Genomic DNA, 20,117 nt, shown 5'->3' with positions numbered 1-20,117 from the left:
CGCTGCCGTCGCACGTATGCTGCCACGCCCGGTACTGGCCGGTACCGGCGGTACCTCCTTTTATTGCCCGGCGTAGGTGCCGAAACTCCAGAGATTGCCCTCCGGGTCGCGGACGCTGAACCCGCGCGACCCGTAGTCCTCATCGCGCAGTTCCCGCACGATCTGCGCGCCCGCCGCGGTCGCTCGCGCGTAGAGCGCGTCCGGATCCGCGCAGACCAGATAGATATTGTCGGTGCCGGGTTCGGTCCGGCAGAACGGTGTATTCGCCTTGCCGAGAGAGGCGAACATCAGGCCGCCACCGAGCGGCCAGCGCAGTTCGCCGTGTTCGATGACGGTCGGATCGTCCTCGCGCGGGTAGAGGCCGCGCAATTCGAATCCGAAGGTGTCGACCAGATACCCGGCCATGGCGCGGGCATCCGCGAAAGCCAAACAGGGCCAGACCGCGGTGGGAGCAGTGGAATTCGTCATGGATCCAAGCATCATCCGGGCAACCGGTGTTCGTCTTGGACGGATGGAACCTCCCCGGCCAGCCACGTCGTCGGTGCACAGCCCGCCAACTCGACGAAATCACGATTCAGGTGGGCCTGGTCGTAGTAGCCGCAAACGGCGGCCACCTCCGCGAGGGTGATGTAGGACGGGATGCGTTCGATCATCCGCTTGGCACGCTCGAAGCGGGCGACGCGCGCGGCCAACTTGGGGGACAAACCGAATTCCGCGGTGAAGCGGCGGGTGAGATGCTGTCGGCTCCAACCTATTTCGTCGGCGAGCGGACCGATCGGCATTGCGCCGTCGGAGTCGACAATGCTGCGCCACGCATGGGTCAGTTCGAGTGCGACTCGGCCGGGACCCGCCAGAGTGCTCAAAATGCGATCGCAGACGCCGAACCGGGTGGGCCAGTCAATGGTCCCCTGGAGTTCCTCCCAGAGTTGTCGTCCGATCGCACCCGTCAACTCGGCGCACTCCACCGAGGTGTCCCACAGTTCGCCGGCAGGCAGGCCGAAAAGTGTCCGACAGCCGAGCGGACTGAGCGCGACGACCACACCTTCCTGATGGCCCGGATGCGCGATGGTGGCATGTGTGGCCTGCAACCCGCTGACCACACAGCGGTAGCCCTCCGGGGGCTGGCGCGGATTCGTCTGCGCGACAACATCTATGGGTGCACCGATGGAAACGATGAAGGTCAGATGACGCGAGGGCAGACCGCGATGCAGACCCGGCGCGAACCCGTACTGGCGATAGCCGATATAGCCATCGATGAAATCCGCCAGATTCGGTGCGGGCGGGGCGCTCACGCGTTGCGCGACCGGCTCCATAACGGTCAACCTACGCCGCCGCGCGCCCGCTGTCCGCACCAAACCCGCAGGTGAGTAATCCCACTCGGGCCGTTCGGGATGGCCGAACGCACCGAAGGTCACGCTACCGTTACGGCCGCACAAGATCTTTGGAGGTGTGATGCGGCGGGTTCAATACCGGCACAGTGGCGGTCCCGAGGTGCTGGAAGTGGTGTCCGTCGAGACACCGGCGCCGGGACCCGGCGAACTGCTGATCCGGGTCGAGGCCATCGGGGTGACCCTGCCCGTGGTGCGCAAGGTCCGCGAATCGCGCGCACCGATCGCGCTCGGCGGAGAGGTCGCGGGCGAGGTGGTCGCCGTCGGCGACGGCGTCACCGGATACGCGCCGGGCTATCGGGTGACCGGACTGGTCTTCGGACACGCCTACGCCGAATACGCGGTGCTGTCCGCCGAGATGGCCTCCCCCATTCCGGACGGTGCGTCCTCGGTCGACGCCATCGCGCTGGTGCGTAGCGGACTGGTCGCTCGCGGTGCGCTGGAAGCCGCCGCGCCGCGCGAAGGTGAATCGGTACTGGTCACGGCCGCCGCCGGCGGGGTCGGACATCTCGCGCTCCAACTGGCACGGGTGCGGGGCGCCGGTCGGGTCGTCGCGGCCGTCTCCGATCCGTCCAAGGGGGAATTCCTGCGGCGACTCGGGGCCGACGAGGTCGTCGAATACGGGCAGCCCTGGGGTGAACCCGTCGACTACGTGCTCGACGCCGTCGGCGGCGAACTGCTCGGACCGGCGCTCGCCGCCGTCGCACCCGATGGACGGCTCGTCGCCTACAGCTCCGGCGGCGGGGTCATCCAGGCGTACGACCTGCTGGTCGGTGCGAAATCCGTGATCGGATTCCAGATGGCGCGGATCGCACGCGAACAACCCGATCGGTACGAGCAGTGGCGGCAGGAACTGTGGCAGTACTACGCGGCCCGGTTGGTCAAACCCAGGGTGCACGCCGAGATCCCGCTCGCCGACGCGGCTGCCGCGCACACCATCATCGAGGCGCGGGCCAACCTGGGCAAGGTCGTGCTCATTCCCTGATCGGGTGGTGGGTAGACTCTCTAATTCGTGAGCGAGCTTGCGAGGGAACCATTCAATACAGCGTCCTTTGAGACTTACGCCGCGGGCGAGCGAAGCGAGGTCGCGGCGTGAGTCTCACCCTCGGAATCGTCGGCCTGCCCAATGTCGGAAAGTCGACGCTGTTCAACGCGCTGACCAAGAACGACGTGCTGGCCGCGAACTACCCGTTCGCGACCATCGAGCCGAATGTCGGGGTGGTTCCGCTGCCCGATCCGCGGCTCGATCAACTGGCCGAGATCTTCGGCTCCGAGCGGATCGTGCCCGCGGTGGTGTCGTTCGTCGATATCGCGGGCATCGTCAAGGGCGCGTCCGAGGGCGCCGGGCTCGGCAATAAATTCCTCGCCAACATTCGCGAGGCCGACGCCATCTGCCAGGTGGTGCGGGTCTTCGCCGACGACGATGTGGTGCACGTCGACGGCCGTGTCGATCCGGCCGCCGATATCGAGGTGATCGAGACCGAACTCATCCTCGCCGACCTGCAGACCCTGGAGAAGGCGGTCGTGCGGTTGGAGAAAGAGGCGAAGGTCAAGAAGGACCGCAAACCGGTCGCCGACGCCGCCAAGGCCGCGCAGGAGATCCTCAACAGCGGCAAGACACTGTTCGCGGTCCGCGATCAGGTGGATACCGAACTGCTCAAAGAGCTTTCGCTGCTCACCATCAAACCCTTCCTCTACGTCTTCAACGCCGACGAATCCGTGCTCACCGATACCGAGCGCGTCGCCGCCCTGAAAGCTTCCGTCGCCCCGGCCGATTCGGTCTTCCTCGACGCCAAGGTGGAGGCCGAACTGCTCGAACTCGACGCCGAATCCGCCGCCGAACTCCTCGAATCCATCGGCCAAACCGAACCCGGCCTGCACGCCCTGGCCCGCGCGGGCTTCCACACCCTCGGCCTGCAGACCTACCTCACCGCAGGCCCGAAAGAGGCCCGCGCCTGGACGATCCACCAGGGCGATACCGCCCCCAAAGCCGCAGGCGTCATCCACACCGACTTCGAACGCGGCTTCATCAAAGCCGAAATCGTAGCCTTCACCGACCTGGTCACCGCAGGCTCCATGTCCGCCGCCAAATCCGCGGGCAAAGTCCGCATGGAAGGAAAGGACTACATCATGACCGACGGCGACGTAGTCGAATTCCGCTTCAACGTTTAGCGCGTCCCCTTGTGCTGATCCGCCGGTCACCGTAGGTATGGAGGGTGGCTAGGTCGGATGAGCACAACTTCGTGACGGATGTCTTCATCGAAACGGCGCGGGAGTTGTCCCGGTCGGAGGTCTTCGGGTACGCCGAGGCGGATCGCGGGCTGTTCGACTTCGCGTGTGTCTTGACGCGGGACAACAGCCGACACCTGGTGGGAATTTACGCCGTTGCGGCCGAGATTCTTGGCTGTGCGGTAAGAACCATCGGCCTCGGCAATCTTCAGTTGAATCGGGACGGGCGGCGGTGGCTGGCGGTCGTGAAGAATATTCAGAACGGTAACGCGACGGCTGCCGTTCAATGGGTTGTCGGGGCGCTCGAATACGAGTCGTATTTCTCTGGCGTCGGTATTGAGATGGATCGGGTCGCGGTGTTCTCCGAGCCTATCGGCGCAGCATATGAGGCATTTCTGGAATCGCTTGGTATACGCGCTATTTGGTGGAATGAGGATGGATTGGGTGGTTCGGGGATGGCTTGGAAGGATTCATTGATTCCGGTGGAATGAATCTTCGGTGGGGTGCCGGTTGTTCGATGGAATATGCTTGGTCGGCGGCTGGTGGCGACATGGACTGGAGTGATGTGGCGTTGAACGGAATTCGCTGCGGCGGGGTGGAGTGAGCGGGGAGGGGTGGGGGGAGAGTGTGGCTATTGGGGTTTTGGCGTTGGCTCGGCGGGTTGAGGGGGAGTTGGGGGAAGGGTTGGGGGAGTTGGGGTTGACGGTGGGGCGGCTTGGGTTGCTTGGGCATATCGGTGGGGGCGAAGGGATTTCGTTCAGTGAGTTGGCGCGGCGGTCGGGGGTCAGTGTGCAGAGTGCGCATGCTGGGGTTAAGGGGTTGGTTGCGGCCGGGTTGGTGCGGGATCGGAGGGGGGGGGGGGGGGCGGCTTCGGCGATCGAGTTGACGGACAAGGGGATTCGGTTGTTGGGGGAGGCGCGGGAAGTGGTGGCGAAGGTGGATCGGCGACTGTTCGGGGTGGAGGCGGATCCGGTGATGCGGCGGATGGGGGCGGCGCTGCGCGCGGCGTATCGGGTGATGTGCCGGGGTGAGGGGCGACACAGCCTTCAGAGAGGCTGAAGGCTGTGAGCTTCAGGTGGACTGAAGGTGAGGAATTGTGGCGAAGTTGCTGCTGTCGGTGCATGTGGTGGCCGCTATTATGTTTATCGGTGGTTCGGCGGTGGCGACCAGTCTTTTCCGCGATATGCGCCGGTATCCGATTCGGCCGCAAATTCTTCGGAGCGCGATCCTGCGGTAGCGGCTGTGCTGCACCGGATTACCGGCGCCTATGCGCTGCTCGGGCTCGCCGTGCCCGTGGTCGGAATCATTCTCGCCGCCGTGCAGGACCGAATCGGCGAGATCTGGATCATCGTGGCGATCGGCCTCACGACGATCGCGGGTGGTCTGATCGCCCTGTTCATTCATCCCATGCAGCGCGACGCTCTCGCCACGCCGGATGCGGGTGAACGCCTGCGTTCGCTCGCCATGTTCGCGGGCATCTACAACGTGCTCTGGCTTGTGGTCACCGTTCTGATGATCGTCCGTCCCGGCTCCCACCTCTGATCCAAATGCGCTATGACGTAACCGGTTCCAGTATCGCGCCCGCGAAGGTGAGGACGCCGATCTCGTCGGAGTAGTCCTGTTCGGTCTCTTCGCCGATGTAGAGGTCGATGTGGCGGTCGCCGCCGAGTCCGGGGGTGAATTCGTCGCCGACGACCCATTCGGTGTGCTTGAAGCGGTCGCAGGTTTCGTCGTCTTCGGCGTCGATGATGCCGCAGTCGGTCAGGCGCAGGCGGGTGCCCGCGACGAGACCGTCGGCGGCGGCGCTGTGGAAGGGTTCCAGGATGGTGCCGTCCGGATCGCGGGGTTGCGGGTCGAGGCGGAATCCGCCGTCGTAGGACCAGAGCAGGTACTGACCGGTGTAGGGGCCTTCGGTGATGCGACCGGTCCCTTGGTCGCGGACGGCGTCGATGAAATCGTCCGGGAATCGGCCGATTTCGATATCGGGGACGGTGCAGCCGAAATCGGCGCAGCCACGCACCTTTTGCGGTGGGCCGTGGTAAAGGGACTGCACCGCTGTGTAATACACGCTGACGGTCCAATCCGACCATTCGTTCTCGCTGCCGTTCGCCTCGCATCCGGCCGCGAGCACCGAGACCGCGAGCAATCCGAGACTCAACCGCACCCCTCGATCCTACGGCGGGATCTCAGGCCGCGCCGGGCCGGAATTGGGTGGCGTGTGCCGTCGCCCACTGCGCGAAAGTCCTTGGGGCGCAACCTGTGATCTCCTGCACAGTCGGATGGATGATCGAGGTGAACTGCTTGAGCGCGCTCGCCCGCAGCGCGAGGATGGCCTCGGCCATTTCGGGCGGGACACCGTATTCGATGAGGTCCGCAAGGGCGCGTTCGGGCGAGATCTCGACCAAGCGCAGCGGGCGATCGAGGATCTCGCCGAGGATGCTCGTCTGCTCGGCCGGGGAGAGGGCCTGCGGGCCTGCGAGGGTGTAGACCTGTCCGGTGTGCCCATCGCCGGTGAGCACGGCGGCGGCGACGGCGGCGATGTCCGCCGGGTCGATGGCGGCGACGCGTCCCTGCGGGTACGGCGCGTAGACGGTATCCGCGGCGATGATGGTGCCGGCCCAATGCAGGGCGTTGGACATGAAGCCGAGCGGCCGCAGCATGGTCCACGGCACCCCCGTCGCGCGCACCGCCGCCTCGCCCGCGCGATGCCAGGTGGGGATCGGATCGGTCGCGGTGTCATCGCCCGCCCGGCCCGAGGACAGTTTCACCACGTGACGCACCCGCGCCCCGGCCGCCGCCCGCGCCACACACATGTCGTATTCGGCCAGTCGTGGTCCGGCGGTCAGCAGGAATACCCGGTCGATATCGCGCATCGCGGCGGCCACGGCGGTGGGATCGCCAGGGTCGGCGCGCTACCGGCCATCCGCTCGCTGGAATCGGCCCCGGTGCTGCTGACCGTCAAAGCGAGCGGATCCCGCTGAGCGGGCGTTTGCCCGATTCCCCTGTCCGACAATGTGATCGCATGCCGCAGGATGTCGTGGGCGGGCTCGGCTCACGGTTGCGACGGTCGGGGCCAAGGATTGTGTTCCATCTGCTCTACCGAGGCGTTGAATTGGGCGATGAGCGCGCCGAGGCGCGCAATATCGGGCTCGGACCAGCCGGCGACCACCGCGCCGATACCGATTTGTTTGCGTGCGCGGTCTGCCGCGAGCGCTGTCAATCCGTTGGCGCTGGCCTTGATCTTGCGTGCGATACCGCCTTCCGGGTCGGGCACCCGCTCGACCAGTTCGAGTTTGAGCATGGCCGCGACCTGGCGGTTGATGGTGGAGATATCCAGTTGGAAGGCTTCGGACAGTTCGCGCAGGCTCAGCGGTGCGTCGAGTTCGAGGCGGGTCAGGATCAGGTAGGCCGATCGGTCCAGGTGGAACTCGGGGTGTCGGACTACCGCGTTCAGGTAATGCCTGGACAACAGGGTGAGCTCGAAGACGAGTCGGGTGAGGTCCTTGCTCTCGGGAGCGCCGTGGGCGGACATGGCCCAACACTATGTCGGGTGGATCACCCGAAAAGCAAATTGTGCATGATGCATGTCATGTGTACCGTGCATATGTGAACCTAGCAGCCGCCGACGCGTCTTCGCGTGTATCCGAAGGGAATCGGCGCACTCTGGTGCCCGCCCTACTCATCGCCGTCCTCAGTTCGGTCGGTGTCGTCGTCTCGCTCATGCAGACGCTCGTTGTCCCGATCATCCCGAAACTGCCCACCCTGCTGAACACTTCGGCATCCAACGCCTCCTGGGTGATCACCGCGACACTGCTCGCGGGCGCGGTGACCACCCCGATCAGCGGCAGGCTCGGGGATATGTTCGGCAAACGCCGGGTGCTGTTGACCAATCTGGTGTTGCTGGTGCTGGGTTCGGTGGTGTGCGCGGTCTCCTCCTCGCTCGCCCCCGCCATCGTCGGCCGCGTCCTGCAGGGCGCCGCTTTCGGCGCGATCCCCCTCGGCATCAGCATCATGCGTGATGAACTGCCCGCCGAACGGGTGGGTTCGGCCATCGCCATCATGAGCGCCACGCTCGGCGTCGGCGGCGCGCTCGGTATGCCGCTGGCGGCGGCCATCGCGCAATACTCCGACTGGCACATGCTGTACTGGGTGGCCGTCGTTCTCGGCGCGCTCTGCGCCGCACTGTGCTACTTCCTGGTGCCGGAGTCGCCGGTGCGCACCCCCGCGCGCTTCGACTTCCTCGGGGCGCTGGGGCTTTCCGTCGCGCTGCTCGCCTTGCTCATCCCGATCACCAAGGGCGCGGACTGGGGTTGGGCCGGCCCCGGCACACTGTCCCTGTTCGCTGTCTCGGTCGTGGTCTTCCTCGGTTGGGGCTGGTACGAGGTGCGGCAGCGCACTCCGCTGGTGGATCTGCGAGTGACGGCCCGGCCAAGGGTGCTGTTCACCAATATCGCCTCGATCGCCGTCGGCTTCGCGTTCTACGGCATGTCGCTGACCTTCCCCCAACTGCTCATGGCGCCCGAACAGACCGGGTACGGTTTCGGCCTGACCATGGTGCAGGCCGGATTGGCGCTCGCGCCTACCGGATTCGTGATGATGCTGCTCTCGCCGGTCTCGGCCAAACTGTCGGCCGCGCGCGGACCGAAGGTGACGCTCATCCTCGGCTCCATCGTCATCGCCGCAGGCTATGTGTGCGCGCTGATGCTGATGAACAGCGTCTGGCAGATCATGATCGCCGCCATGATCGTCGCGGGCGGCATCGGCCTGGCCTACGCGGCGATGCCCGCACTCATCATGGGCGCGGTGCCGATCACCGAGACGGCCGCCGCCAACGGTCTCAACTCGCTCATGCGCTCCGTCGGCACCTCCAGCTCCTCCGCCGTCATGGGTGTGGTGCTGGCCCATATGACCATGAAGCTCGGGCATTTCACCTTTCCCGCCAAGGACGCCTTCCACACCACCTTCCTGATCTCGGTGGCCGCCGCCGTGGTAGGCGTCCTGTTCGCCCTGTGCATCCCCATGCGCAAATCCGCCGACGCCGCCGAATAGGACTTCGGGTTAACCGCCCGACTATCGGAGCCGACCGTCAACGTTGCCGGTCGGCCCCTTTCTTCGCGGCGAACCCCCTGTCATGCGGCCGATTTGATATCGGTATGGCCGAAATCGTTGCCCTTGAACAGCAATGGGCGGCGCTTGGTCGATGCGAGCGCGTAGGCGAAGCAATCGCCCAGGTTGAGCTGCGCCGGATGCCCACCGCCCTTACCGAAATCGCGATACGCCTCGCGGGCGACCGCCGCCTGCTCGACCGAGACCGGGACCACCTCGATCCCGCTGACTCGCATGAATTCGGCGAAATGGCGCGCCAGCACCGGATCCGCGGCGCGATCGATCTTGATGGCCACCTCGAAATGATTGACCACCGAGATGACCGGTGCGGGCGCCGCCGCGATCAGATCCAGGAAGGCCGAGCGCTCCGGCTCGTCCTGGATGATGGCGAGCAGTGCCGAGGCGTCGACGATCACACCGGCATCCCCGCCTCGTCGTAGAGATCCTCGGTGGTGAGCGCCGCCCTGACCGCCGGGGTGAGCCGGGGTTGGATATCGGCGATGATCTCGGCCATGCGCTCGCGCCGGGATGCCCCGGCCGTGTGCGCGCGCGTATCGAGTTGTTGCAACATGAGTTTGAGCGCCTCCTCCACCACGCTGGTTTGCGACAATCCCGTGCGCTCGGCCGCCTCGCGGACCAGAGCGTGTACCCGCTCGTTCTTGATATTCAGGCTCACGCCGACCCCTTCGCTCCTACCCCGCCGAACACGTTTCGCCGCGCCTGTTCTTGCCGCGTCCGTTTGCGGGGTTCATCCTCGAGGGTTCGTTCTCTAGAGGAACCCTCGAGGACCCGTCCTCGACTTCTACCATTTCTAGAGCGGATTGGTAGATACTCTACCCCTTGTTGGGGTGATGAGCCAGAGGGTTGCCGGCACCGTTGGTGAAAGCTATTGGCGCACAGTCGACGTGTGCTGGGAATGCGCACTGTCGGCGAGTCGGGCATCGCCCTTTACGATTGGGGGGACGGTGCCCGGCAGCACCGTCATCGGATCCCCGTCCTGCCTCCCCCTCATCGGCAGGACGGGGATTTTCCGTAGCGCCGCCGACCCCGTCCGAGACTCGGACCGGCGCGAAAACCTCGATCCGACATCTTCGTCGCGTACCGTGTCCGATGTCCGCGCGAGGGTGAGGGGTTCGGAATTCCGTTGATGGAGCAGGCCGAGATGCAGCGCAATGCGCAGGCGTGGTTGGACTATGCCGAATTCGGGGAACGTTTCGTCGAGTACGCGGTGACCGAACGACGGATCGAGGCCGCGGTGGCCATGATCGGCGGGCGCGGCATCAAGATCGGGCCGTTCAATATCGGACCCGCGGGCCTGGCCGGATTCGTCGCCGAGGGCAAGGTGGGGCAGCCGAGGGTGCTGCGACGCGGCCCGCACGTCACCTTCGAGGTGACGGTCCCGGTCTCGCTGTCGCTGCAGGTGCTGCTGGGCGGTCGCAAATTGCGTTTCGCCGCGGTGGTCGAGATCGATATGACCCTGCATGCCCGCACCGCCGACCCGGTGCTGGTCGTGATCGATATTCCGCCGCTGACTGGCCGCGATGTGAGTTTCGTGCTGTGCGCGCAGGCCATCGATGCCGCCTGGGAGTGGATTCTGGATCCGATCGCCGGACTGGTGCAGCGGGAGGTGGCGACCCGGATCAATGCCATGCTGGTCGATCCGCAGGCGCGGCGGGCCAGGGTGTTCGATATCGAGGCGATCGTGGGGGGCGAGCGTTCGACCCGGCGCGATGCCACGCGGTTCGACTGGATCGGCTACCGCGATTTCGGCCGCCGCTTCTTCGAGCGCGTGGTCACCGAGAATCGGGTGCGCGAGGTGGTCGAGCGGCTGGCGGGCAGGCCGATCGAGGTGGGTCCGCTGCGGGCCGGACCGCGTCGCTCGGCGACGGTGACCGTGCTGGGGGCGGTGCGGGTGCCGCAGGTCAGCGGCCGTCCGTGGGATCCGGAGCTGGGACTGCATCAATTCGACCTGATCCTGCCCGTCGGGCTCGACATCACCGTCGAGGTGTTGAAGGCCAACAGGTATCGGGCCGATGTGGAGGTCCCGCTGGTGCTGACCGCGCGGGCGGCCGCGCCACTGAGCGTGGTGATCGATGTATCGCCGCCGGTCGCGGCCGATATCCGGGTGTCGTTCCGCGCCGAGGGGATGCGGGCGGCCACCCTCGGCGCGCTCGCGGGGATCAGGCGGCAGGTGGCGGGTCAGGTCGCCGCCGTCATTCGGCGCGAGCTCGCCGACCCGGCCATGCGCACCATCGATGTGGCCGCCCGCATCGACAGCGTCGCCTGACCTGCGCCGATCTGCCCCGAAGCTGAATACTGGCCGTCTTCGACTGTGGCGAATGTGAATTGAGTTGTTTTGTGGGTCTGGCGGTTCGCATGTGAGTGTGGTGAAATGAGTAGACGTTCGAGGCTCCCGGCGCGCGTGTGACTTCTGGGGAAGGTGCGCCGGGTTCGCTGTCGAGTCCTCCGCGGTCGAGGCCGCGCCTGGCGTGCGCTCGCGCCGGAGTCCCCACAGCTCGATCGGGTTGCGCGAAGGAGTCCCGCGATGAGGTCAGTGTCCCGCCGTCACTTTTTTGCTGTTAGCGCCGCGGTTGCCGGTATGGCGGTCGTCGCGCCGCGTGCCGCGGCCGCGCCGCTCGGCACCCTCATCGACTACGCCGGCGGCGTCCCGTCCGCGAGCGCGATCAAAGCGGCGGGCCATCTCGGCGTCATCCGATACGTCTCGGATCGGCGGCCCGGCGCGGAATGGATGGCGGGTAAACCGCTGCGCGCCAACGAGGTCGACGATCTACGCGAAGCGGGTCTGCGAATCGTGTCCTGCTACCAGTTCGGCAAGGGCAGCACCGCCGACTGGCGTGGCGGTGTGGAGGCGGGCAAGCGGCACGCCGACCGAGGCCTGGCCTTGCATCGCGCCGCGGGCGGCCCGGACGACGCTCCGATCTACGCCGCCATCGACGACAACCCGAGCGCCGTGGATTTCGCCACCATGATCGCGCCCTACCTGCTCGGCTGGCAGTCGGTGCTGGGTCGGGACAACACCGGCATCTACGCGAGTTCCCCCACAATCGAACTGGCCACCCGCGCCGGACTCGCCTCCTGGTACTGGCAGCACAACTGGGGCACGCCAAAGGGTTTCCTGCATCCGGCCGCGCACCTGCACCAGTTCGAGATCGATAAGCGCGCCGTCGACGGTGTCGGCGTCGATGTGAACAACGTGCTCAGGGCCGAATACGGGGCCTGGTAGCGGCCGGGCCTACGTCTGGCAGTGGCAGACCGGCGCGACCCGCAGGTCGGGTTCGTCGTCGGGCACCACCCGCAGCGTCGGACGGGTTTCGGGGGCCTCGTGATCGCCGTGCCAGGCGGCCAGCGACCAGCGCGACAGGCCGGAGAAGGCCGAGCCGAGGCTGCCGAACGAGGCGGAGGACAGCACCGATCCGAACGACCCGACCGACCCGATCGACAGCACCGAACCCACGCTGCCGATGGACAGGATCGAATAGGCCGAACCGATGGACAGGATGGAACCCTCCGAACGGAACGACAGGATCGAACGCTTACCGCGTCGGGAGTGATTGGCCGCCGCGCTTTTGGACACAGCGTTGTTGGACCCTATCGAGCTCTCGATACTCGCCATAGAGCCCGGTCTACCACAGTTGGACCCGCAAGTCGCGGCACAGGGCCGTCGAATCAGGCGACGGTGAAGAATCCGAGCGTCGGCAGGAATCCGCAGGTGCGCGGCGCGGCGTCGTCGGTCTGGGTGGTCAGCGAACCCGCGACCACGGCGACGATGCGACCCGAGCCCGTCTCGGCGATGGCCGACAGGGTGGCGGGTCCGCCCGGATTGATCTTGGCCTCATCGGTGAGCGGCAGGATGCCCGACTGGCGGGTGTCCAGGTTGAGCCACTGCACCGTCATGGGCGGATTCTGGTCGGGCGTGGGGGATTTGGTGCCCAGCGCGGTGAAGACGAAACCCGTCTGCGCGGCCTTGGGGCCGGGCGGGGGCAGGGTGGCAGGGCCGGGGACGGCCAGCGCGGTGCCCACCGAATCGGCCGAATCGGCGATGCAGCCCTTGCCGATGGTGGGGTAGAGGAACTGGGCGATGGTCGGGCCGTCCTTGGGCGGCAGTTCCGGACCGCCGCCGCCGCTGCCGTCGAGGAAGGCGATGATCTTCTCGAGGGTGGCGCGGATCTGCGGGGGCAGGGCCAGCGCGGCCAACAGTTGCCTGGCCGTGTCGAGGATGGCGGTCTGCGGGCCGGAGACATCGCCGGGACCGGCGATCGCGCCGACGATGGCGGGGGCCAGTGCGGCGATGGTGTCGACCGGAATGCCTTCGGGGATCATGGGAACCGCGACGGTGGCGGCGGAAGGCAGTGGTGCGGTGGGCTTCGGTGCGGCGGTGGCCGTCGGCGCGATCAGCGCGACGCTCGCGGCGCAGGTGAGCGCGGACAGCGCGATCCGGGATCCTCGGTTGCGAAGCACTGGTCCAGCCGTCCTTACGTCAAAAGCCTACGGTTCCGGGGTCACTCTAGGGATAGCGCCGCCCCGTTGTACAGCTAGCGGTGCGGCGGGCGTTAACAGAACGTAGCGCCGAATGCTGTTACCCGTGTGAAAGTTGATGCAAATGTTATCAGTGATTCGAGCGAGTGGCGGGCGGAATCCGCGCTGCGGTTAATCTAGTCCACAGCACTCCCCGCCCCGTCGCCCAACCCCGATCCGCTCGGGCACCAGGCCGACGACCCGACTCGAAAGCCTGCGATTTGAACCGAGAGAGCGCTCGGGTGGACGCACGTCCCGCCGCTGCCCGCCTACGCTGGGCGCTGCCGGTCCTCGGTCTATCCGTGCTGATCCGATTGATCTGGATGCTGTTCGCCCCCAACGGGATGAACCTGGTCGACCTGCACGTCTATGTCGACGGTTCGGCCGATCTGCTCACCGATCACCTCTACGAATTCACCTATTCGGAAAAGACCCCGGATTTCCCGCTTCCGTTCACCTATCCGCCCTTCGCCGCACTGGTTTTCTATCCGCTGCACTTTCTGCCATTCACGGTGGTGGCTGTCGGCTGGCTGCTGGCCACGGTCGCCGCGCTCTACGGCGTGGTCCGCATCGCGTTGGAAATGCTGATCGGGAAAGAGCGTGCGCGCGAACCGATCTGGCGCTCGGCGGCGGTGGCCTGGACGGCGGTCGGCCTGTGGATGGAACCGGTGCGGACCACCATCGACTACGGCCAGGTCAATGTATTCCTGGTGCTCGGTGCGATGCTCGCGGTGCGCAGCGCGCGCTGGTGGATCTCGGGCACGCTGGTCGGTGTGGTCGCGGGTATCAAGCTGACCCCGGCTATCACCGGCCTGTACTTCCTCGCGCGCCGGCGCTGGGCGACGGTGTTCTGGTCGGCGCTGGTCTTCGGCGCGACGGTCGGTGTCAGCTTCCTCATCGCCGAGGCCGAGGCGCGCAAATACTTCGGCACCCTGCTCGGTGACGCGCATCGGATCGGTCCGGTCGGCTCGGTGTGGAATCAGTCGCTGCGCGGCACCATCAGCCGCATCCTGGGCCACGATGTGGAATCCGGTCCGGTGTGGCTGGCCGCGGTGGCGGTATGCGCGGTGCTGGCCCTGCTGGCTTGGCGCGCGCTCGAACGAGACGATCGGCTCGGCACGCTGATCGTGGTGCAGTTGTTCGGGTTGATGGTGTCGCCGATCTCGTGGTCGCACCATTTCGTCTGGCTGGTGCCGACGGTGCTGTGGTTGGTGCACGGGCCGTTTCGCGCGGCGGCGGGCGCGCGGGTCATCGCGGGTTTCTGGTTGGTGACCACGCTGATCGGTGTGCCCTGGGTGCTGTCGTTCGCGCAGCCGTCGATCTGGGATATCTCCCGGCCGGGCATGCTGTCCTGGCTCGGCGCGGTCGATGTCCTCGGGGTGCTGGTGCTGCTGTGCTGGATTATCCGGCAGGGGCAGGGGTCCTTGCGCGCGGATTTGGCACGCCTGCGAGCGCTGCCGCGCGGGCGGCAGCGCTCGCGAAGCGTCTGAATTATTCGGCCAACCGGTCGATCTGTTCGGCCAGGGCGATATCCAGCGCCGTCACCCCGCCGGAAACGTGGGTGGACAGCGTGAAGGTGACCTTGCGCCAGCGAATATCTATATCCGGGTGATGATCGGCCGATTCCGCGGCGGCGGCCACCCGGCGCACCAGGTCGATGCCGTCGATAAAACTCGGCGCGGTAATCGTGCGGGATATGCCTGCGACCGAACCGGTCCAACCCGGCAATCCGGTCAAGGCTTGCGTGAGATCGGTCTCTGTCAGCAGTGCTGGACTCATGGTCCGGTTGTACTCCACCCGATGCCCGCACACCGGAATTTCGCCGTGCCGGAATTCAGGACGCGCGCGCCTGCTCGAGTCCTTTTTTGAGTGCTTTGCCGCAAACACCTGCGGCTTCCAGGCGTTTCATCCGCATGATGACCACAGGGCATTTGAGGCAGCGCTGCTTTTTTCGACAACACTTCTTCTTCGGCTTCAGGCCGGAAACATGCTTCGCCTTGACCTTGCCCACAGTTGCTTAGCGTAGCCTAAGTCCGCCGCGCCGCGATGACCGGCGGCGCTACCGGTAGTGTGTAGCTGGCCGAGCGTCTGGTGTCGGAACACCCATTCCACCGAGCCGGCGCAGGTCATCACCACCGACAGCAGGAGGATTCAGGCGTGTCGTCTGCACGCGATTTTCGCAACGTCGCCATCGTGGCCCACGTTGACCACGGCAAGACGACGCTCGTCGACGCCATGCTGCGCCAGTCCGGCGCCTTCGCCGAGCGAGCCGAGCCGGTCGACCGGGTCATGGACTCCGGCGATCTCGAGCGCGAGAAGGGCATCACCATTCTCGCCAAGAACACCGCGGTGCACCGGCATCACGGCGACGGCTCGGTGACGATCATCAATGTGATCGATACCCCCGGCCACGCCGATTTCGGCGGTGAGGTCGAGCGCGGCCTGTCCATGGTCGACGGCGTGGTGCTGCTGGTCGACGCCTCGGAGGGGCCGCTGCCGCAGACCAGGTTCGTGCTGCGCAAGGCGCTGGCCGCCTCGCTGCCGGTCATCCTGGTGGTCAACAAGACCGACCGTCCCGACGCCCGCATCGCCGAGGTCGTCGAGGAGAGCCACGATCTGCTGCTCGACCTGGCGTCGGATCTGGACGACGAGGCCGCCGAGGCGGCGGAGTTGGCGCTGGATCTGCCGGTGCTCTACGCCTCCGGTCGCGAGGGCAAGGCGTCCACCGAGGCCCCCGAGAACGGCCACGCGCCGAACGCGGAGAATCTGGATGCCCTGTTCGACGTGCTGATGAGCTACGTCCCGGCGCCGAAGGGCGATCCCACCGCCCCGCTGCAGGCCCATGTCACCAACTTGGACGCCTCGCCGTTCCTGGGGCGTCTCGCACTGGTCCGCATTCACAACGGCACCCTGCGCAAGGGTCAGAACGTGGCCTGGATGAGTGCCGAGGGCACCAAGTCGATCAAGATCACCGAACTGCTGACCACCGTCGGCGTGGAACGCAATCCGGCCGAGGAGGCGGTGGCGGGCGATATCGTCGCGGTCGCGGGCATCCCGGACATCATGATCGGCGATACCCTGGCCGATCCGGAGCAGCCGGTGGCCCTGCCGCGCATCAGCGTGGACGAGCCCGCCATCTCGGTCACCGTCGGCATCAACAACTCGCCGCTGGCCGGACGCAACGGCGGCACCAAACTCACCGCCCGACTGGTCAAGGCCCGCCTCGATCAGGAACTGGTCGGCAATGTGTCGATCCGCGTGGTGCCCACCGAGCGCCCCGACACCTGGGAGGTGCAGGGCCGCGGCGAGTTGGCGCTGGCCATCCTGGTGGAGACCATGCGCCGCGAGGGTTTCGAACTCACCGTCGGCAAGCCGCAGGTGGTCACCCGCCAGGTCGACGGCAAGGTGCACGAGCCGTTCGAGGAGTTGACCGTCGACGTGCCCGAGGAGCATCTCGGTTCGGTCACCCAGTTGCTGGCCGCCCGCAAGGGCAAGATGGTCCAGATGACCAATCACGGTCACGGCTGGGTTCGGATGGAGTTCATCGTGCCCTCGCGCGGCCTGATCGGCTTCCGCACCGACTTCCTCACCGAGACCAGAGGCACCGGTATCGCCAACGCGGTTTCGCACGGCTACGCGGCCTGGGCGGGCGAGATCCGCTCCCGCCACACCGGTTCGCTGGTCTCCGACAGGGCGGGCAGCGTCACCGGATACGCCATGGCGCAGTTGGCCGACCGCGGCACCTTCTTCGTCGAGCCCGGCGCCGACACCTATGAGGGCATGGTCGTCGGGATCAATCCGCGCGCGGAGGATCTCGACATCAACGTCACCCGTGAGAAGAAGCTCACCAATATGCGCAGCTCCACCGGCGATGTGCTGGAGACGCTGGCCCGGCCCCTGGTGCTGGACCTGGAGGGCGCGATGGAGTTCTGCTCGGGCGACGAATGCGTCGAGGTGGCCCCCGAGGTGGTCCGGGTGCGCAAGGTGATCCTGAGCGCCAACGACCGGGCCAGGGAGCTCTCCCGTCGCAAGGCCCGCGACCGCGCGGCGCTGTAACCGCTTCTCGCACAATTAAGGTGAACCCCGGGGCAAGGCCGCAAGGCCCGCCTCGGGGGTGACGTCGGCGGGCCGCGCGTCGCACGGTCCGGAAGAAAGTGCGAGGTAGAGTGCCGAAGGTGAGATCGGGGGCCGGGCGCACGGCGCTGTGCGCCATGTTGGCGGTGGCGGCATCGGTGTCGGTGCTCGCGGGCTGCACCGCGAATCCGCCGCCCCCGGTGGAGGTCACGGGCGCGCCGAAGACGACCCTCCCCAAACCCACCAAGAACACGGTGGTGGTGGCCATCGACGACATCGGGATCGGCTTCAATCCGCATCTGCGCGCGGACCAGTCGACCGCGACCTCGGCGGTGGCTTCGATGGTGCTGCCGAGTCCGTTCCGCCCGATGCCGAATCACGCGGTGCCTGCGGCGACCGATTGGCAGCCGGATCTGGGTCTGCTGGTCTCGGCGGAGGTCACCGCGCAGGAGCCGTTCACCGTCACCTACACGCTGCGCAATCAGGCCAACTGGTCCGATGGCGCGCCGATCGCGGCCGAGGATTTCCGTTTCCTGTGGCAGCAGATGATCAGTCAGCCGGGTGTGGTCGATGCGGCGGGTTATCGCCTGATCACCGATGTGGCCTCCTCCGGGGGCGGAAAAACGGTGACGGTCACCATGTCCCGGCCGTATCCGGCCTGGCGTGAACTGTTCGGCAATCTGCTGCCCTCGCATCTGGTGAAGGATTCGCCGGGCGGGTTCCAGACCGGATGGCTCAAGCAGATCAAGGTGTCCGGCGGGCAGTTCGGCGTGAAGTCGGTGGATCAGGAGCGCGACGAGATCCTGCTCGAGCGCAATGACCGCTACTGGGGCACGCCGGCCGCGCCGGATCAGATCCGGTTGCGCCGGGGTGGCACCACCGCGCAGTTGGCCGAATCGCTGCGCACCAATGATGCTCAGATGGCGCTCGTACACGGTGGTGCGGCTACCCAGGCGCAGTTGGCTGCCATTCCGTCGGTGCGGACCTCGGTGTTGCCGCAGTCGCGCGAGTTGCAGTTGGTCTTGAACGGGCGCACCGGCGATATGAGCGATCCCAGGGTGCGGCGCGGGGTGTTGGCACTGCTGGATCCCGGTCTGCTCGCCACCGTCGGCGCGCATACCGGCGGTTGGGTGGAGCCGGTGCGCGCGCAGGTGCTCGCGCCCGCCGATCCCGGTTACGCGCCCACCGCGCCGCCGCGCCCTTCGGCGGACGAGGCGTTCGCGCTGCTGGCCGAGGCGGGTTTCGGCCGAGCGCCGGAACCGCCGCCGCCCGCCTCGCCGACCTCACCGGCCCCGCTGCCCCGCTCGGTGGCGAAAAACGGTAGGACCCTTGCCATTCGGATCGGCGCGGTGGCGGGTGACAATACCGCGCTCGCGGTGGCCAATACCGTCGCCGACCAATTGCGCAGTGCCGGAATAGATGCCACGGTGCGCAGCGTGGCCGCCGACGCCCTCTACGGCAAGGAACTGGCCGACGGCGGGGTGGACGCGCTGGTCGGTTGGGAGGTCGCGGGTACCGATCCCGGTACCGCACTGGCCTCCCGCTACAGTTGTCCGCCGCCGAATCCCCCTGTCCCGAACGGAAATTCGCAACCCGATTCGGAGCAGCTCAAACTCGCGCCGAGTAATCTGTCCGGTGTGTGCGATCCGGGTCTGCAGCCGACGATCGACGAGGCGCTGCACGGGATCGAGGTGGGTCGCGCGCTGGCCGAGGCCGAGCCCCGGCTCTGGGCGCTGTCCACGGTGTTGCCGATCGTGCAGGACACGGTCGTCGCCGCCGCGAGTCCCAGGGTGGATGGTGTGGCTATGACGGGCAGCAGTCAGGTCGGCATCTTCGGTGATGCCGCGCAGTGGCGGGTGCTGCCGTGACCGAGGGCGGCCTGGTCCTGGTGCACGCGCACCCCGATGACGAGTCCATCACCACCGGCGGCGTCATCGCGCTCTACCGCCGTCGCGGCGTCCCGGTCACGGTGGTGACCTGCACCCTCGGCGAGGAGGGCGAGGTCATCGGGGAGCGGTGGGCGGGTCTGACCGCGGACCGGGCGGATCAGTTGGGCGGCTACCGAATTCTCGAACTCACCAGGGCGCTGGCCGAATTGGACGCCGCCCCGCCGCGCTTCCTGGGCGGCGCCGGTCGCTGGCGCGATTCCGGGATGGCGGGCACCGCCTCGGCGGCTAATCCGCGTGCGTTCATCCATTCTGGTTCAGAAGCAGTGAACGAGCTGGTTCAAATTCTGCTCGAATTGCGGCCACGGGTGGTGGTCGGCTACGACCCGCGCGGCGGCTACGGCCATCCCGACCATATTCGCGCCCATGAGGTCGCCACCGACGCGGTGCGTCTGGCAGCCGAAAAGGGTTGGGACACACCTAAGTTCTATTGGACCGTGACGGACGGTGCGATGCTCGGCGCGCATACCGCGGCGCTGGCCGGGCGCACCGCGGACAAATTGCCGGGCGCGTTGCCGCCGGGGTGGCGACTTCCCGCCGAAGGGGAGCTGGCCAGTGTGCCCAGCGAGACGGTGACCACCACCATCGAGGTCTCCGAAGTGCTGGCCGCCAAACGCGCCGCCTTGCGTGCGCATGCCACTCAAGTCCTGGTAGCGCCCTCGGGTCGGGATTTCGCGCTGTCCAACTATGTCGCTCAGCCGGTGCTTCCGGAGGAACATTTCATCCTGGTGCGCGGACCGCGGGGGCCGGTCGGGTCGGACGGCCGCGAGCACGATCTCTTCGCCGGACTCTGAACCTCCCGTATTCCAGATTTGTAGCCGCCGGGTTGCTGTCCGCC

The 20,117-nt window shown here is 66.8% G+C and carries 23 protein-coding genes and 2 pseudogenes; 14 read left to right on the top strand and 11 right to left on the bottom strand.

Annotated features, from left to right (window positions below):
- Positions 1 to 60: 60 nt before the first annotated feature.
- A complete protein-coding gene (locus D5S18_RS13515; RefSeq protein WP_120040814.1) occupies positions 61 to 468 on the bottom strand; it encodes a VOC family protein in 408 nt (135 codons plus the stop codon).
- Positions 469 to 479: 11 nt separating this feature from the next.
- Positions 480 to 1,313, bottom strand: coding sequence for a helix-turn-helix domain-containing protein (locus D5S18_RS13510; RefSeq protein ID WP_120040812.1), 834 nt, complete (start codon positions 1,311 to 1,313; stop codon positions 480 to 482).
- A 139-nt stretch (positions 1,314 to 1,452) separates the two neighbouring features.
- Here D5S18_RS13510 and D5S18_RS13505 point away from each other — a divergent pair, with 139 nt between their 5' ends.
- From D5S18_RS13505 to D5S18_RS13485, 7 genes and pseudogenes are all read left to right on the top strand, one after another.
- Positions 1,453 to 2,373, top strand: a complete 921-nt coding sequence (locus D5S18_RS13505) for a quinone oxidoreductase family protein (RefSeq protein ID WP_120041018.1) — start codon at positions 1,453 to 1,455, stop codon at positions 2,371 to 2,373.
- Between the two features lie 107 nt (positions 2,374 to 2,480).
- A complete protein-coding gene (gene ychF, locus D5S18_RS13500) occupies positions 2,481 to 3,560 on the top strand; it encodes a redox-regulated ATPase YchF (protein ID WP_120040810.1) in 1,080 nt (359 codons plus the stop codon).
- 71 nt (positions 3,561 to 3,631) lie between these two features.
- The gene (locus D5S18_RS13495; RefSeq protein ID WP_147403944.1) at positions 3,632 to 4,108 is read left to right on the top strand and encodes a hypothetical protein; all 477 of its coding nucleotides are present in this window, start codon (positions 3,632 to 3,634) and stop codon (positions 4,106 to 4,108) included.
- A 109-nt stretch (positions 4,109 to 4,217) separates the two neighbouring features.
- A pseudogene (locus D5S18_RS36265) lies at positions 4,218 to 4,454 on the top strand (MarR family transcriptional regulator); the annotation flags it as partial.
- A gap of 45 nt (positions 4,455 to 4,499) precedes the next feature.
- Positions 4,500 to 4,676 carry a hypothetical protein gene (locus D5S18_RS35675; RefSeq protein ID WP_239003761.1) on the top strand — a complete coding sequence of 59 codons (177 nt, stop codon included), beginning with the start codon at positions 4,500 to 4,502 and terminating at the stop codon, positions 4,674 to 4,676.
- 37 nt (positions 4,677 to 4,713) lie between these two features.
- Positions 4,714 to 4,854, top strand: coding sequence for a hypothetical protein (locus D5S18_RS36260; RefSeq protein WP_345789761.1), 141 nt, complete (start codon positions 4,714 to 4,716; stop codon positions 4,852 to 4,854).
- Positions 4,855 to 4,859: 5 nt separating this feature from the next.
- Positions 4,860 to 5,159 carry a hypothetical protein gene (locus D5S18_RS13485; protein WP_345789760.1) on the top strand — a complete coding sequence of 100 codons (300 nt, stop codon included), beginning with the start codon at positions 4,860 to 4,862 and terminating at the stop codon, positions 5,157 to 5,159.
- 10 nt (positions 5,160 to 5,169) lie between these two features.
- Here D5S18_RS13485 and D5S18_RS13480 read toward each other — a convergent pair whose 3' ends face one another.
- From D5S18_RS13480 to D5S18_RS13470, 3 genes and pseudogenes are all read right to left on the bottom strand, one after another.
- Positions 5,170 to 5,781, bottom strand: a complete 612-nt coding sequence (locus tag D5S18_RS13480; RefSeq protein ID WP_239003749.1) for a hypothetical protein — start codon at positions 5,779 to 5,781, stop codon at positions 5,170 to 5,172.
- 22 nt (positions 5,782 to 5,803) lie between these two features.
- Positions 5,804 to 6,514 (bottom strand): annotated as a pseudogene (locus D5S18_RS13475) (NAD(P)H-binding protein); the annotation flags it as partial.
- 155 nt (positions 6,515 to 6,669) lie between these two features.
- Positions 6,670 to 7,149 (bottom strand): MarR family winged helix-turn-helix transcriptional regulator, encoded by a 480-nt coding sequence (locus D5S18_RS13470; RefSeq protein WP_120040804.1) that lies wholly within the window; start codon positions 7,147 to 7,149, stop codon positions 6,670 to 6,672.
- A gap of 74 nt (positions 7,150 to 7,223) precedes the next feature.
- Here D5S18_RS13470 and D5S18_RS13465 point away from each other — a divergent pair, with 74 nt between their 5' ends.
- A complete protein-coding gene (locus D5S18_RS13465) occupies positions 7,224 to 8,666 on the top strand; it encodes an MFS transporter (RefSeq protein WP_439651117.1) in 1,443 nt (480 codons plus the stop codon).
- 80 nt (positions 8,667 to 8,746) lie between these two features.
- Here D5S18_RS13465 and D5S18_RS13460 read toward each other — a convergent pair whose 3' ends face one another.
- Positions 8,747 to 9,139, bottom strand: coding sequence for a type II toxin-antitoxin system VapC family toxin (locus D5S18_RS13460; RefSeq protein ID WP_120040800.1), 393 nt, complete (start codon positions 9,137 to 9,139; stop codon positions 8,747 to 8,749).
- Positions 9,136 to 9,399: a type II toxin-antitoxin system VapB family antitoxin gene (locus D5S18_RS13455; RefSeq protein WP_120040798.1), complete on the bottom strand. Its 264-nt coding sequence runs from the start codon at positions 9,397 to 9,399 to the stop codon at positions 9,136 to 9,138. The genes D5S18_RS13460 and D5S18_RS13455 overlap by 4 nt, the downstream gene beginning before the upstream one ends.
- 471 nt (positions 9,400 to 9,870) lie before the next feature.
- Between D5S18_RS13455 and D5S18_RS13450 the strand changes: the two genes are divergently transcribed.
- Both D5S18_RS13450 and D5S18_RS13445 read left to right on the top strand, forming a co-directional pair.
- Positions 9,871 to 11,010 (top strand): hypothetical protein, encoded by a 1,140-nt coding sequence (locus tag D5S18_RS13450; protein ID WP_120040796.1) that lies wholly within the window; start codon positions 9,871 to 9,873, stop codon positions 11,008 to 11,010.
- Positions 11,011 to 11,268: 258 nt separating this feature from the next.
- Complete coding sequence (locus tag D5S18_RS13445; protein WP_120040794.1) at positions 11,269 to 11,967, top strand: DUF1906 domain-containing protein; 699 nt, start codon at positions 11,269 to 11,271, stop codon at positions 11,965 to 11,967.
- Positions 11,968 to 11,976: 9 nt separating this feature from the next.
- Here the strand turns inward: D5S18_RS13445 and D5S18_RS13440 are convergent, their stop codons facing one another.
- Positions 11,977 to 12,357: a hypothetical protein gene (locus D5S18_RS13440; RefSeq protein ID WP_239003746.1), complete on the bottom strand. Its 381-nt coding sequence runs from the start codon at positions 12,355 to 12,357 to the stop codon at positions 11,977 to 11,979.
- Between the two features lie 53 nt (positions 12,358 to 12,410).
- Positions 12,411 to 13,202 carry an Rv1157c family protein gene (locus D5S18_RS13435; protein ID WP_120040790.1) on the bottom strand — a complete coding sequence of 264 codons (792 nt, stop codon included), beginning with the start codon at positions 13,200 to 13,202 and terminating at the stop codon, positions 12,411 to 12,413.
- Between the two features lie 278 nt (positions 13,203 to 13,480).
- Here D5S18_RS13435 and D5S18_RS13430 point away from each other — a divergent pair, with 278 nt between their 5' ends.
- The gene (locus D5S18_RS13430; protein WP_120040788.1) at positions 13,481 to 14,749 is read left to right on the top strand and encodes a mannosyltransferase; all 1,269 of its coding nucleotides are present in this window, start codon (positions 13,481 to 13,483) and stop codon (positions 14,747 to 14,749) included.
- Position 14,750: 1 nt separating this feature from the next.
- On the opposite strand, the gene D5S18_RS13425 is transcribed toward D5S18_RS13430, so the two are convergent.
- A complete protein-coding gene (locus tag D5S18_RS13425) occupies positions 14,751 to 15,038 on the bottom strand; it encodes a 4a-hydroxytetrahydrobiopterin dehydratase (protein ID WP_120041011.1) in 288 nt (95 codons plus the stop codon).
- 55 nt (positions 15,039 to 15,093) lie between these two features.
- The gene (locus tag D5S18_RS35325; RefSeq protein ID WP_203236718.1) at positions 15,094 to 15,270 is read right to left on the bottom strand and encodes a hypothetical protein; all 177 of its coding nucleotides are present in this window, start codon (positions 15,268 to 15,270) and stop codon (positions 15,094 to 15,096) included.
- 146 nt (positions 15,271 to 15,416) lie between these two features.
- Here D5S18_RS35325 and typA point away from each other — a divergent pair, with 146 nt between their 5' ends.
- The 3 genes from typA (at position 15,417) to mshB (ending at position 20,073) form a co-directional block, all read left to right on the top strand.
- Positions 15,417 to 17,315, top strand: a complete 1,899-nt coding sequence (typA, locus tag D5S18_RS13420) for a translational GTPase TypA (RefSeq protein ID WP_120040786.1) — start codon at positions 15,417 to 15,419, stop codon at positions 17,313 to 17,315.
- A gap of 155 nt (positions 17,316 to 17,470) precedes the next feature.
- On the top strand, positions 17,471 to 19,201 hold the full coding sequence (locus D5S18_RS13415; protein ID WP_120040784.1) for an ABC transporter family substrate-binding protein: 1,731 nt from the start codon (positions 17,471 to 17,473) through the stop codon (positions 19,199 to 19,201).
- A complete protein-coding gene (gene mshB / locus D5S18_RS13410) occupies positions 19,198 to 20,073 on the top strand; it encodes an N-acetyl-1-D-myo-inositol-2-amino-2-deoxy-alpha-D-glucopyranoside deacetylase (RefSeq protein ID WP_120041009.1) in 876 nt (291 codons plus the stop codon). Before D5S18_RS13415 ends, mshB begins: the two co-directional genes overlap by 4 nt.
- The last annotated feature ends 44 nt before the right edge of the window (positions 20,074 to 20,117 follow it).

It is taken from the genome of Nocardia panacis, assembly GCF_003598715.1.
Classification (GTDB): Bacteria; Actinomycetota; Actinomycetes; order Mycobacteriales; family Mycobacteriaceae; genus Nocardia; species Nocardia panacis.
The sequence above is the reverse complement of the archived record's forward strand: the minus strand, read 5'-3'. Positions and strand labels throughout refer to the sequence as shown.

Excerpts from the sequence above, each read along its gene's own strand:
- D5S18_RS13445 (WP_120040794.1), top strand. The coding sequence starts at position 11,269 with ATGAGGTCAGTGTCCCGCCGTCACTTTTTTGCTGTTAGCGCCGCGGTT.
- D5S18_RS13515 (WP_120040814.1), bottom strand. The coding sequence starts at position 468 with ATGACGAATTCCACTGCTCCCACCGCGGTCTGGCCCTGTTTGGCTTTC.
- D5S18_RS13425 (WP_120041011.1), bottom strand. The coding sequence starts at position 15,038 with ATGAGTCCAGCACTGCTGACAGAGACCGATCTCACGCAAGCCTTGACC.
- D5S18_RS13470 (WP_120040804.1), bottom strand. The coding sequence starts at position 7,149 with ATGTCCGCCCACGGCGCTCCCGAGAGCAAGGACCTCACCCGACTCGTC.
- D5S18_RS13510 (WP_120040812.1), bottom strand. The coding sequence starts at position 1,313 with ATGGAGCCGGTCGCGCAACGCGTGAGCGCCCCGCCCGCACCGAATCTG.
- D5S18_RS13450 (WP_120040796.1), top strand. The coding sequence starts at position 9,871 with ATGGAGCAGGCCGAGATGCAGCGCAATGCGCAGGCGTGGTTGGACTAT.
- D5S18_RS13505 (WP_120041018.1), top strand. The coding sequence starts at position 1,453 with ATGCGGCGGGTTCAATACCGGCACAGTGGCGGTCCCGAGGTGCTGGAA.
- D5S18_RS13440 (WP_239003746.1), bottom strand. The coding sequence starts at position 12,357 with ATGGCGAGTATCGAGAGCTCGATAGGGTCCAACAACGCTGTGTCCAAA.
- D5S18_RS13415 (WP_120040784.1), top strand. The coding sequence starts at position 17,471 with ATGTTGGCGGTGGCGGCATCGGTGTCGGTGCTCGCGGGCTGCACCGCG.